12 protein-coding genes are annotated in these 11,712 nt (G+C 60.4%); 10 read left to right on the plus strand and 2 right to left on the minus strand.

Annotated features, from left to right (window positions below):
* Positions 1-2: 2 nt before the first annotated feature.
* The gene (locus APH41_RS07960) at positions 3-815 is read right to left on the minus strand and encodes an inner membrane protein YpjD (protein ID WP_034115853.1); all 813 of its coding nucleotides are present in this window, start codon (positions 813-815) and stop codon (positions 3-5) included.
* A 232-nt stretch (positions 816-1,047) separates the two neighbouring features.
* Here APH41_RS07960 and ffh point away from each other — a divergent pair, with 232 nt between their 5' ends.
* The 6 genes from ffh to APH41_RS07990 all read left to right on the plus strand — a co-directional run bounded on the left by ffh (position 1,048) and on the right by APH41_RS07990 (position 5,116).
* Complete coding sequence (gene ffh, locus APH41_RS07965) at positions 1,048-2,424, plus strand: signal recognition particle protein (protein ID WP_003193965.1); 1,377 nt, start codon at positions 1,048-1,050, stop codon at positions 2,422-2,424.
* Positions 2,425-2,675: 251 nt separating this feature from the next.
* Positions 2,676-2,927, plus strand: a complete 252-nt coding sequence (gene rpsP / locus APH41_RS07970; protein WP_003175899.1) for a 30S ribosomal protein S16 — start codon at positions 2,676-2,678, stop codon at positions 2,925-2,927.
* A 5-nt stretch (positions 2,928-2,932) separates the two neighbouring features.
* On the plus strand, positions 2,933-3,469 hold the full coding sequence (gene rimM / locus APH41_RS07975; protein WP_003175898.1) for a ribosome maturation factor RimM: 537 nt from the start codon (positions 2,933-2,935) through the stop codon (positions 3,467-3,469).
* A complete protein-coding gene (gene trmD, locus APH41_RS07980; protein ID WP_153475158.1) occupies positions 3,451-4,224 on the plus strand; it encodes a tRNA (guanosine(37)-N1)-methyltransferase TrmD in 774 nt (257 codons plus the stop codon). Before rimM ends, trmD begins: the two co-directional genes overlap by 19 nt.
* A gap of 45 nt (positions 4,225-4,269) precedes the next feature.
* Complete coding sequence (rplS, locus tag APH41_RS07985) at positions 4,270-4,620, plus strand: 50S ribosomal protein L19 (RefSeq protein ID WP_003175895.1); 351 nt, start codon at positions 4,270-4,272, stop codon at positions 4,618-4,620.
* Between the two features lie 82 nt (positions 4,621-4,702).
* Positions 4,703-5,116, plus strand: a complete 414-nt coding sequence (locus tag APH41_RS07990; RefSeq protein WP_003193963.1) for an acyl-CoA thioesterase — start codon at positions 4,703-4,705, stop codon at positions 5,114-5,116.
* Here APH41_RS07990 and APH41_RS07995 read toward each other — a convergent pair whose 3' ends face one another.
* Positions 5,117-6,925, minus strand: a complete 1,809-nt coding sequence (locus APH41_RS07995) for a sodium:proton antiporter (protein WP_054918316.1) — start codon at positions 6,923-6,925, stop codon at positions 5,117-5,119.
* A gap of 107 nt (positions 6,926-7,032) precedes the next feature.
* Between APH41_RS07995 and xerD the strand changes: the two genes are divergently transcribed.
* The 4 genes from xerD to thrC all read left to right on the plus strand — a co-directional run.
* A complete protein-coding gene (gene xerD / locus APH41_RS08000) occupies positions 7,033-7,929 on the plus strand; it encodes a site-specific tyrosine recombinase XerD (RefSeq protein WP_020301360.1) in 897 nt (298 codons plus the stop codon).
* A 148-nt stretch (positions 7,930-8,077) separates the two neighbouring features.
* Entirely contained in the window at positions 8,078-8,809 is a 732-nt protein-coding gene (locus APH41_RS08005; RefSeq protein ID WP_054918317.1) for a thioredoxin fold domain-containing protein, read from the plus strand.
* A 128-nt stretch (positions 8,810-8,937) separates the two neighbouring features.
* Positions 8,938-10,242, plus strand: coding sequence for a homoserine dehydrogenase (locus APH41_RS08010; protein WP_003193959.1), 1,305 nt, complete (start codon positions 8,938-8,940; stop codon positions 10,240-10,242).
* Between the two features lie 67 nt (positions 10,243-10,309).
* Positions 10,310-11,712 (plus strand): threonine synthase (gene thrC / locus APH41_RS08015; RefSeq protein ID WP_054918318.1); only part of this gene is annotated, 1,403 nt, incomplete at its 3' end.

Below are 11,712 nucleotides of genomic sequence, written 5' to 3' on the forward strand. Positions count from 1 at the left end.
CGTCAGATATGCAGGATGTATTCGCGAACCAGCTTGCTGCCGAAATAGGCCAGCATCAACAGGCAGAAACCGGCCAGGGTCCAGCGGATGGCCTTGTGCCCACGCCAGCCGAGGCGGTTGCGCCCCCACAGCAGCACGCTGAACACGACCCAGGCCAGGCACGCCAGCAAGGTTTTATGGACCAGGTGCTGGGCAAACAGGTTTTCGACGAACAGCCAGCCGGAGATCAGCGACAGCGACAGCAGGGTCCAGCCGGCCCACAGGAACCCGAACAGCAGGCTTTCCATGGTTTGCAGCGGCGGGAAGTTCTTGATCAACCCGGACGGGTGCTTGTGCTTGAGCTGGTGATCCTGCAGCAGCAGGAGCAGGGCCTGGAACACCGCGATGGTGAACATGCCGTAGGCGAGGATCGACAACAGGATGTGGGCAAGGATGCCCGGCTCCTCGTCGATCACCTGTACGGTGCCAGTAGGGGTGAACTGCGCCAGCAGCACCGTCAGCATTCCCAGGGGGAATAGCAGCACCAGCAGGTTCTCCACCGGAATCCGGTAGCAGGCCAGCAGCGTCAGCGCGATGACGGCCGCGGCGATCAGGCTGGCGGCGCTGAAAAAGTCCAGGCCCAGGCCGACCGGGGTCATCAGGTGGGTGAACAGGCTGGCGGCATGGGCCAGCAGGGCCAGCACGCCAAGGCCGACGAGCAGACGTTTGTCCGCTTTGGTGCCTTGGGCCAGACGAGTGCCCTGATAGAGGGTCGCAGCGGCATACAAAATGGCGGCGGCGAGGCTGGGTAGCAAACTGGGTGACAAGGGGAGCATAAATCCTGGTAGGCAAGCCCGAAAGGCGTTGAGTTTGGCACACACCTGCGTTGCACGAAAGACTCCCGGGCCAGACAGCGGGTGTGCATGGGCGCAGTCTTCGCTATAATCCGCGACCTGCCCACGCCGCAGGCTCGGCGAACGCTGTTTTTAATAGCGATTTCCCCCAGCCTGGGCCGCCATTACCTCGGTCTACCTGCATTTCGATGAATAGGGCCTGAAAGGATCGCGCATGTTTGAAAACTTGACTGACCGTCTCTCGCAGACGCTGCGCCACGTTACCGGCAAGGCCAAGCTGACCGAGGACAATATTAAAGACACCCTGCGTGAAGTGCGCATGGCGTTGCTGGAAGCCGACGTGGCTTTGCCGGTGGTGAAGGACTTCGTCAACTCGGTCAAGGAGCGTGCGGTCGGCACCGAAGTGTCCCGCAGCCTGACCCCGGGCCAGGCCTTTGTGAAGATCGTCCAGGCCGAACTCGAAAGCCTGATGGGCGCGGCCAACGAAGACCTGAACCTCAGTGCCGTGCCGCCAGCCGTCGTGCTGATGGCGGGTCTGCAAGGTGCGGGTAAAACCACCACCGCCGGCAAACTGGCGCGCTTCCTCAAAGAGCGCAAGAAGAAATCCGTGATGGTGGTATCGGCCGACGTGTACCGTCCGGCGGCCATCAAGCAGTTGGAAATGCTCGCGGGCGAAGTGGGCGTGACCTTCTTCCCGTCCGACCTGAGCCAGAAGCCGGTCGACATCGCCAACGCGGCTATTAAAGAAGCCAAGCTCAAGTTCATCGACGTGGTTATCGTCGATACCGCCGGTCGCCTGCACATCGACGAAGAGATGATGGGCGAGATCAAGGCGCTGCATGCCGCGATCAACCCGGTCGAGACCCTGTTCGTGGTCGACGCCATGACCGGCCAGGATGCGGCCAACACCGCCAAGGCTTTTGGTGACGCACTGCCGCTGACCGGCGTGATCCTCACCAAGGTCGACGGCGACGCCCGTGGCGGTGCCGCGCTGTCGGTACGTGCCATTACTGGCAAGCCGATCAAGTTCATCGGCATGGGCGAGAAGAGCGAAGCGCTCGAGCCGTTCCACCCTGAGCGTATCGCCTCGCGCATCCTCGGCATGGGTGACGTGCTCAGCCTGATCGAGCAGGCCGAAGCCACGCTCGACAAGGACAAGGCCGACAAACTGGCCAAGAAGCTGAAGAAGGGCAAGGGCTTCGATCTCGAAGACTTCCGCGACCAGCTGCAACAGATGAAGAACATGGGCGGCCTCGGCGGCCTGATGGACAAGCTGCCCAACATCGGCGGTGTGAACCTGGCGCAAATGGGCAACGCCCAGGGCGCGGCAGAGAAACAGTTCAAGCAGATGGAAGCCATCATCAATTCCATGACCCCGGCCGAGCGCCGCGACCCTGAGCTGATCAGCGGTTCGCGCAAGCGCCGGATCGCCATGGGTTCCGGCACCCAGGTGCAGGACATCGGTCGCTTGATCAAGCAGCACAAGCAGATGCAGAAGATGATGAAGAAATTCTCCGCCAAGGGCGGTATGGCCAAGATGATGCGCGGCATGGGCGGTATGTTGCCCGGCGGCGGCATGCCTAAAATGTAAAGTATTCGAGCGCAAGCCTTGCTTGCGCTCCGCCCCACAAGGATGTGGGATCTCCAGCAAACCCGCCGTTGGCGGGCGCTGACTCGCCGTTTTAACCGACGGCTCTATAGCAGATCTGAATGGCACGCTGATAGGCGCCAGAAAAAGACATTTGCAAAAGTCCGGATATTCCTTAGAATATGCGGCCTTTCGGGCACCTATGCCCGCTGTGCATTTAGATTTGCAGCACCGACTACAGGAACGATGTTCACATGCTAACAATCCGTCTTGCCCTTGGCGGCTCCAAAAAGCGCCCGTTTTACCACTTGACCGTAACCGACAGCCGCAACCCGCGTGACGGTTCGCACAAGGAACAGGTTGGTTTCTTCAACCCTGTTGCTCGTGGTCAAGAAGTTCGTCTGTCCGTGAACCAAGAGCGCGTAGCCTACTGGCTGAGCGTTGGCGCACAGCCATCCGAGCGCGTTGCAAAACTGTTGAAGGACTCGGCTAAGGCCGCAGCCTGAGCAATATGAACGCGACGCCAGCTGTTGCTGATGATTTGATCGTTATCGGCAAGATTTACTCTGTTCATGGCGTTCGCGGCGAAGTGAAGGTGTATTCCTTTACTGATCCGACTGAAAACCTGTTGCAGTACAAAACCTGGACGCTCAAGCGCGAAGGGAGTGTGAAGCAGGTTGAGCTGGTCAGTGGACGCGGGAGCGACAAGTTCCTGGTCGCAAAGCTCAAGGGTCTTGATGATCGTGAAGAAGCTCGTCTTCTGGCCGGTTATGAGATCTGCGTGCCGCGCAACCTGTTCCCTGAATTGACCGACGGCGAGTACTACTGGTACCAGCTGGAAGGTCTGAAGGTTATTGATCAACTCGGGCAATTGCTGGGGAAAATCGATCATCTTCTGGAAACCGGCGCCAATGATGTAATGGTGGTCAAGCCTTGCGCTGGCAGCCTGGATGACCGTGAACGCCTGTTGCCCTATACCGAGCAATGCGTGTTGGCCGTCGACCTGGCCGCGGGCGAGATGAAGGTGGAATGGGACGCGGACTTCTAAGCGTGGCTAATTTGCGCATTGAAGTGATCAGTTTGTTTCCCGAGATGTTTTCCGCCATCAGCGAGTACGGCATCACCAGTCGGGCGGTGAAACAGGGGCTGTTGCAGCTCACCTGTTGGAACCCGCGAGACTACACGACGGATCGACATCACACTGTGGACGATCGCCCATTTGGCGGTGGCCCGGGCATGGTGATGAAGATCAAGCCCCTGGAAGACGCGTTGGTTCAGGCCAAGGCAGCCGCCGGGGAGAAGGCGAAGGTAATTTACCTGTCCCCTCAAGGCCGTCAGCTGAAACAGGCGGCGGTACGCGAACTGGCGAATGAGGAAAGTTTGATCCTGATTGCCGGTCGCTATGAAGGCATTGACGAGCGTTTTATTGAAGCTCATGTCGATGAAGAGTGGTCGATTGGGGACTATGTCCTGTCTGGCGGCGAGCTGCCGGCGATGGTCCTGATAGATGCGGTTACACGACTGCTGCCCGGAGCTTTAGGGCATGCGGACTCCGCGGAGGAAGATTCCTTCACGGATGGTTTGCTGGATTGCCCGCACTACACCCGTCCGGAGGTGTATGTGGATCAGCGTGTTCCCGACGTATTGCTAAGTGGCAATCACGCACACATCCGGCGTTGGCGTTTACAGCAGTCCCTTGGTCGGACCTATGAACGACGCGCCGATCTTCTGGAAAGCCGCTCGCTTTCTGGAGAAGAGAAGAAGCTGCTCGAGGAATACATCCTCGCGCGGGACGATAGTTAACAACGTATCGATGGTAGGTCCATTGACTTACCTTAGGAGCACAGCATGACTAACAAAATCATCCTTGCACTCGAAGCAGAGCAGATGACCAAAGAGATCCCTACCTTTGCCCCGGGCGACACCATTGTCGTTCAGGTGAAAGTGAAGGAAGGCGACCGTTCGCGTCTGCAAGCGTTCGAAGGCGTGGTAATCGCCAAACGTAACCGTGGTGTGAACAGTGCTTTCACTGTTCGTAAAATCTCCAACGGTGTTGGCGTAGAGCGTACTTTCCAGACCTACAGCCCGCAAATCGACAGCATGGCCGTCAAGCGTCGCGGTGACGTACGTAAAGCCAAGCTGTACTACCTGCGTGACCTGTCCGGTAAAGCAGCTCGCATCAAGGAAAAACTGGCTTAAGTCCAGCTTCCCGATGCAGAAAAAAGCAGCCTACGGGCTGCTTTTTTGTGCCTGAAATTTGCCTATACGCCGGTATTGACCCATGACCACCCGCCTCGAAGAAATCCAACGCCGTACCGACCTGTCCGTCACTCACGTGACCAAGGCCGTGTTCCCGCCCACCACCAACCACCACAACACCCTGTTCGGCGGCACCGCCCTGGCATGGATGGACGAAGTGTCGTTCATCACCGCCACGCGTTTCTGTCGCTTGCCTTTGGTGACGGTCTCCACCGACCGTATCGACTTCAACCACGCGATCCCGGCCGGCTCTATCGTTGAGCTGATCGGTCGGGTGATCAAGGTCGGCAACACCAGCCTCAAGGTCGAGGTTGAAGTGTTCGTCGAGAGCATGAGCGCTGATGGCCGTGAAAAGGCGATCCAGGGCGTGTTCAGCTTCGTCGCGATTGACGCAGATAAACGCCCTGTCCCGGTACTGCCTGGCTTTGTTGACTGATTACTCGGTGGTGCTGGCCTGCGGTTGAATGACCGCCAGCAAGGTCCAGCCCGCTACAGGCTTCAAATTGCTCTCGGGCGAGACCACATGCACCCAGCCGCTGGTGTCCCGGGCAAACAGCAAGGTAGCCCGCTCGCCGTGCAACGCCTGGTACTGCTCCCAGCCAAAGCCGTCGGTGAGGTTGGTGCTATACAGTTCGGCGCCCTGGCCCAACAGGCTGGCCAGTTTGGTGTAGCTCAAAGGTTGGCTGCCCAGCAAATGGCCACGGTGTTCATGGCTGGCCTTGTGCTTGTCGGTGCGACGGTTTTCCTGGCTGCTGGCCAGGGCGAACAGGCGATGGCCGAAGTCATGGCGAAAACGCATGGTGGCCAAGGCATTCAGTTCGCCAGAAGGCGAGAGGGCGAGCAGATGCCCCAGGCCGACCAGGTCCAGATGGGATTCGGCATGCTGGGAGGCCGGGTTGCCGAAGTACGTAGGCAAGCCTTCCATACGACTGGCGCGGATGTTTTCCCAGCTGGAATCCGTCAGCAACACGCGGCTGCCCAATTGCTGCAACGCCTTGCCGAGTGCTCGCGCCGGGCTGTTCGCACCCACGATCAGGAAGCCGCTAGGCGCCGGCTCAGCGACTTTGAGCAGGCGGGCCAAGGGGCGTGCCGTGGCGCTTTGCAGCACCACGGTGCCGATGATCACCGCGAAGGTCAGCGGCACCAGCAACAACGCGCCTTCGTGGCCAGCCTCATCCAGGCGGATCGCAAAGATCGCTGACACCGCCGCCGCCACAATGCCCCGTGGGGCGATCCAGGCCAGCAGCGCGCGCTCGCGCCAGTTCAACCCCGAGCCAAAGGTCGAAAGCGCCACGTTCAACGGGCGTGCAATGAATTGGATGATCAACAGCAGGATCAACACGAACGGGCCCAGGGCGATCATGGCGTTCAGGTCCAGGCGTGCCGCCAGCAGGATAAACAGCCCGGAAATCAGCAACACACTGAGGTTTTCCTTGAAGTGCAGGATGTGTCGTACATCCACGCCTTTCATGTTCGCCATCCACATGCCCATCAGCGTGACCGCCAGCAGGCCGGACTCATGCATCACCTGGTTGGAGGCAATGAAGATGCCCAGCACGCCTGCCAGTGTCGCCAGGTTATGCAGGTATTCCGGCAACCACTGGCGGCGCATGATCTGCCCCAGTACCCAGCCACCGGCGATGCCGAACAGGCTGCCGCAAAGGATAACGCCGCCGAAGGTCAGCAGGCTGTGGCTCAAACCGTCGCCCGATGCACTGGCGATGATGAAGCTATACACCACTACCGCCAGCAGTGCGCCAATCGGGTCGATAACGATGCCTTCCCAGCGCAGGATGTTGGCGATGGAGGCTTTGGGACGCACCACACGCAACATGGGCACGATCACGGTTGGGCCGGTGACCAGTGTCAGGGTGCCGAACAGCAGTGCCAGCATCCAGTCGAAACCCAGCAGCCAGTGGGTGGCCAGGGTGATCACCGCCCAGGTCGAGAGTGCGCCGACGGTGACCAGCCGGTGGACGACGCTGCCGATTTCCTTCCATTCCGACAGGTGCAGGGTCAGGCTGCCCTCAAACAGGATCAGCGCCACTGCCAACGACACCAACGGCATCAACAGAGGGCCGAACATTTCTTGCGGGTCGAGCCATCCGAGTATCGGCCCTGCCAGAATCCCGCTCAGCAGAAGAAACAGAATCGCCGGCAGTTTCAGGCGCCAGGCCAGCCACTGGCAGCCGAGTGCGGCCACGCCAATGCCGCCAAAAGCCAACAAAATCTGTTGTTCGTTCATTAAAGCTTCCTGTTCCTTGAAATAGCGGGCTATGAAAGACTAATGGCTCTTGTCACAGTTCCTTAAATAATACGCGTATTGCCTTGTGCTAAGTCGCTTGAGTGCCCATGCCTGCCATTGACCATCCCCTGATCGACCGCTTCCTCGACGCCCTCTGGTTGGAAAAAGGCCTGTCGGACAACACACGCCAGGCCTACCGCAGCGACCTGGCGCTGTTCAACGGCTGGCTGCAGGAGAAAAACCTCGAACTGATCAATGCCGGGCGCGAGTTGATCCTCGATCACCTGGCCTGGCGCCTGGAGCAGAACTACAAACCGCGCTCCACTGCGCGATTCCTCTCCGGCGTGCGTGGCTTTTATCGCTACCTGCTGCGGGAAAAACTCATTGCCGTCGACCCGACCCTGCAAATCGACATGCCGCAACTCGGCAGGCCGTTGCCCAAATCCTTGTCGGAAGCCGACGTCGATGCCCTGCTCGCGGCCCCGGACCTGAGCGAGGCCATCGGCCAGCGCGACCGTGCCATGCTGGAGGTGCTGTATGCCTGCGGCCTGCGCGTCACCGAACTGATCAGCCTGACCCTGGAGCAGGTCAACCTGCGCCAGGGCGTGTTGCGCGTGATGGGCAAGGGCAGCAAGGAGCGGCTGGTGCCGATGGGCGAGGAGGCGATTGTGTGGGTCGAGCGCTACATGCGCGATGCGCGCCACGAACTGCTGGGTGGGCGCCCCAGCGACGTGCTGTTTCCCAGCCAGCGCGGCGAGCAGATGACCCGCCAGACCTTCTGGCACCGCATCAAGCACCAGGCCAAAGTGGCCGGGATCGGCAAGGCGCTGTCGCCCCACACCTTGCGCCATGCGTTCGCCACCCACTTGCTCAACCACGGTGCGGATTTGCGCGTAGTGCAAATGCTGCTTGGGCACAGCGACTTATCCACAACCCAGATCTACACCCATGTGGCACGCGCACGTTTGCAGGACATGCACGCCAAGCACCACCCGCGCGGATAAAACCGTCAGAAATGGCCCATTTTAGCTGTCGCGGTCTGCCCTCCCGCCCAACTGTGGTAGGCTTTGCCGGTTCGCAAAGGGGACGGCACCCGTTGTGTTCCAGATCAGTATTCTGCTCCCGTCCCTGCCTCTGCCTTCAGGAGTTCCCATGCGCTTGACCCAGATTATTGCCGCCGCAGCCATTGCGTTGGTTTCCACCTTTGCGGTCGCCGATGATGCGGCCGAGCAAACCATTCGCAAGAGCCTGGCCAACCTGGCGCTCGACACCCCGATCGAAAGCATCAGCGCCAGCCCCATGGCCGGCCTGTATGAAGTCAAGCTCAAGGGCAGCCGCGTGCTGTACGCCAATGCCGATGGCCAGTACATCGTCCAGGGCTACCTGTTCCAGCTCAAGGATGGCAAGCCGGTCAACCTGACCGAGAAGGCCGAGCGCCTGGGCGTGTCGAAGCTGATCAACGGCATCCCGGTGGCTGAAACCGTGGTTTACCCCGCCATTGGCGAAACCAAGACCCATATCACCGTGTTCACCGACACCACCTGCCCGTACTGCCACAAGCTGCACGCTGAAATCCCGGCACTGAACAAGCTGGGCGTGGAAGTGCGCTACGTCGCCTTCCCGCGCCAGGGCCTGGGTTCGCCGGGTGACGAGCAGTTGCAGGCGGTGTGGTGCTCGGCCGACAAGAAAGCGGCCATGGACAAGATGGTCGACGGCAAGGAAATCAAATCGGCCAAATGCGCCAACCCGGTTTCCAAGCAGTTCGCCCTGGGCCAATCCATTGGTGTGAACGGTACACCGGCCATCGTTTTGGCCGACGGCCAGGTGATTCCGGGCTACCAGCCGGCGCCGCAAGTTGCCAAACTGGCACTGGGTGCCAAGTAAGCATTTATCGTTGAGCCTTTGACGATCATGGCCCGCCGAACCGTCGGCGAGTCATTAATTGAGAGCCGCAGTTGTGCGGCTGTTTTCACGGCCGACCTAGCGTCGGCCGTTTCATGGGGAGTTCTTCAGTGAAACCGGTCAAAGTAGGCATCTGTGGGTTAGGGACCGTCGGTGGCGGTACCTTCAACGTACTTCAGCGTAACGCTGAAGAAATTTCCCGCCGCGCAGGTCGCGGGATTGAAGTGGCGCAGATTGCCACGCGTTCGCCAAAGCCTCAGTTCGAAACGACCGGTATTGCGATTACCAACGATGTGTTCGCCGTAGCCACCAACCCTGAGATCGATATCGTTATCGAGCTGGTAGGCGGCTACACCGTGGCCCGCGAGCTGGTGCTCAAGGCCATCGAGAACGGCAAGCACGTGGTCACCGCCAACAAGGCGCTGATCGCCGTGCACGGCAACGAGATCTTCGCCAAGGCCCGCGAGAAGGGCGTGATCGTAGCGTTCGAAGCCGCGGTGGCCGGTGGTATCCCGGTGATCAAGGCGATCCGTGAAGGCCTGTCCGCCAACCGCATCAACTGGGTAGCCGGCATCATCAACGGCACCGGTAACTTCATCCTCACCGAAATGCGCGAGAAGGGCCGTACCTTCGAAGACGTGCTGGCCGAAGCCCAGGCCCTGGGTTACGCCGAAGCCGACCCGACCTTCGACGTGGAAGGCATCGACGCCGCCCACAAGCTGACCATCCTGGCCTCCATCGCCTTTGGTATCCCGCTGCAGTTCGACAAGGCCTACACCGAAGGCATCACCAAGCTGACCACCGCCGACGTCAACTACGCCGAAGCCCTGGGCTACCGTATCAAGCACCTGGGCGTGGCGCGCAGCACCCCGGCGGGCATCGAGTTGCGGGTTCACCCGACGCTGATCCCGGCCGACCGCCTGATCGCCAACGTCAATGGTGTGATGAACGCGGTGATGGTCAACGGCGACGCCGCCGGTTCTACCTTGTTCTACGGCGCCGGTGCCGGCATGGAGCCGACCGCGTCGTCGGTGATCGCCGACTTGGTGGACGTGGTTCGCGCCATGACCAGCGACCCGGAAAATCGCGTGCCGCACCTGGCCTTTCAGCCGGACTCGCTGTCGGCCCACCCGATCCTGCCGATCGAAGCCTGCGAAAGTGCCTACTACCTGCGCATCCAGGCCCAGGACCATCCAGGCGTGTTGGCCCAGGTAGCCAGCATCCTGTCGGAGCGCGGTATCAACATCGAGTCGATCATGCAGAAGGAAGTCGAGGAGCAAAACGGCCAGGTGCCGATGATCCTGCTGACCCACCGCGTGCTCGAACAGCACATCAACGATGCCATCCATGCCCTCGAAGCCCTGCAAGGCGTGGTCGGCCCGGTGGTGCGCATTCGCGTCGAGCACTTGAACTAACCGATTTGTTCCAGGGGCCCCGTCCATTCGGCGGCCCCTGTTCGAGAATGTTTTAGAGGAGCCAGTCATGCGTTACATCAGCACCCGCGGCCAGGCACCGGCCCTGAATTTCGAAGACGTTCTGCTGGCAGGCCTTGCCACCGACGGCGGCCTGTATGTGCCGGAAAACCTGCCACGCTTCACCCAGGAAGAAATCGCCTCCTGGGCCGGCCTGCCGTATCACGAGCTGGCTTTCCGAGTGATGCGCCCGTTCGTGACCGGCAGCATTCCGGATGCGGACTTCAAGAAGATTCTGGAAGAAACCTATGGCGTGTTTTCCCACAACGCCATCGCGCCCCTGCGCCAACTGAACGGCAATGAGTGGGTACTGGAGCTGTTCCACGGCCCGACCCTGGCGTTCAAGGACTTCGCCCTGCAACTGCTCGGTCGCCTGCTCGACTACGTGCTGGAAAAACGTGGCGAGCGCGTGGTGATCATCGGTGCTACCTCCGGCGATACCGGCTCGGCGGCCATCGAAGGGTGCAAGCACTGCGAAAACGTCGACATCTTCATCCTGCACCCGCACAAGCGCGTGTCGGAAGTGCAACGTCGGCAGATGACCACCATCTTCGGTGAGAACATCCACAACATCGCCATCGAAGGCAACTTCGATGACTGCCAGGAAATGGTCAAGAACAGCTTCGCTGACCAGAGCTTCCTCAAGGGCACACGCCTGGTGGCGGTGAACTCGATCAACTGGGCGCGGATCATGGCCCAGATCGTCTACTACTTCCACGCTTCGCTGCAGTTGGGCGGCCCGGCGCGTTCGGTGTCGTTCTCGGTGCCGACCGGCAACTTCGGCGACATTTTTGCCGGTTACCTGGCGCGCAACATGGGCCTGCCGATCAACCAGTTGATCGTCGCCACCAACCGCAACGACATCCTGCATCGCTTCATGAGCGGCAACCAGTATGTGAAGGAAACCCTGCACGCCACGCTGTCGCCGTCCATGGACATCATGGTGTCGTCGAACTTCGAGCGCCTGCTGTTCGACATGCACGGTCGTAACGGCGCAGCCCTGGCCGAGTTGATGAACAGCTTCAAGCAAGGTGGCGGTTTCAGCGTCGAGCAAGAGCGCTGGACCGAAACCCGCAAGCTGTTCGATTCCCTGGCCGTGGACGATGCGCAGACCTGCGAAACCATCGCGCAGGTCTATGCCGAGACCGGCGAAGTGCTCGACCCGCACACGGCTATCGGCGTGAAAGCCGCCCGCGAATGCCGCCGCAGCCTGGATATTCCAATGGTGATCCTCGGTACCGCACACCCGGTCAAGTTCCCGGAAGCGGTCGAGAAAGCCGGCATTGGCAAGGCGCTGGATCTGCCGGAACATTTGACCGACCTGTTCGAGCGCGAAGAGCGCTGCACCGTGTTGGCCAATGACCTGAAGGCGGTGCAGGCGTTCGTCAGCCAGCATGGCAATCGGGGCAAGCC

Source organism: Pseudomonas sp. NBRC 111138 (assembly GCF_001320835.1).
Lineage (GTDB): Bacteria > Pseudomonadota > Gammaproteobacteria > Pseudomonadales > Pseudomonadaceae > Aquipseudomonas > Aquipseudomonas paracarnis.

What these genes read in the sequence shown, in the direction of transcription:
- rpsP (WP_003175899.1), top strand. Translation starts at nt 2,676, where the DNA reads ATGCTAACAATCCGTCTTGCCCTTGGCGGCTCCAAAAAGCGCCCGTTT.
- trmD (WP_153475158.1), top strand. Translation starts at nt 3,451, where the DNA reads ATGGGACGCGGACTTCTAAGCGTGGCTAATTTGCGCATTGAAGTGATC.
- ffh (WP_003193965.1), top strand. Translation starts at nt 1,048, where the DNA reads ATGTTTGAAAACTTGACTGACCGTCTCTCGCAGACGCTGCGCCACGTT.
- APH41_RS07995 (WP_054918316.1), bottom strand. Translation starts at nt 6,925, where the DNA reads ATGAACGAACAACAGATTTTGTTGGCTTTTGGCGGCATTGGCGTGGCC.
- APH41_RS08005 (WP_054918317.1), top strand. Translation starts at nt 8,078, where the DNA reads ATGCGCTTGACCCAGATTATTGCCGCCGCAGCCATTGCGTTGGTTTCC.
- xerD (WP_020301360.1), top strand. Translation starts at nt 7,033, where the DNA reads ATGCCTGCCATTGACCATCCCCTGATCGACCGCTTCCTCGACGCCCTC.
- rplS (WP_003175895.1), top strand. Translation starts at nt 4,270, where the DNA reads ATGACTAACAAAATCATCCTTGCACTCGAAGCAGAGCAGATGACCAAA.
- rimM (WP_003175898.1), top strand. Translation starts at nt 2,933, where the DNA reads ATGAACGCGACGCCAGCTGTTGCTGATGATTTGATCGTTATCGGCAAG.
- APH41_RS07960 (WP_034115853.1), bottom strand. Translation starts at nt 815, where the DNA reads ATGCTCCCCTTGTCACCCAGTTTGCTACCCAGCCTCGCCGCCGCCATT.
- APH41_RS07990 (WP_003193963.1), top strand. Translation starts at nt 4,703, where the DNA reads ATGACCACCCGCCTCGAAGAAATCCAACGCCGTACCGACCTGTCCGTC.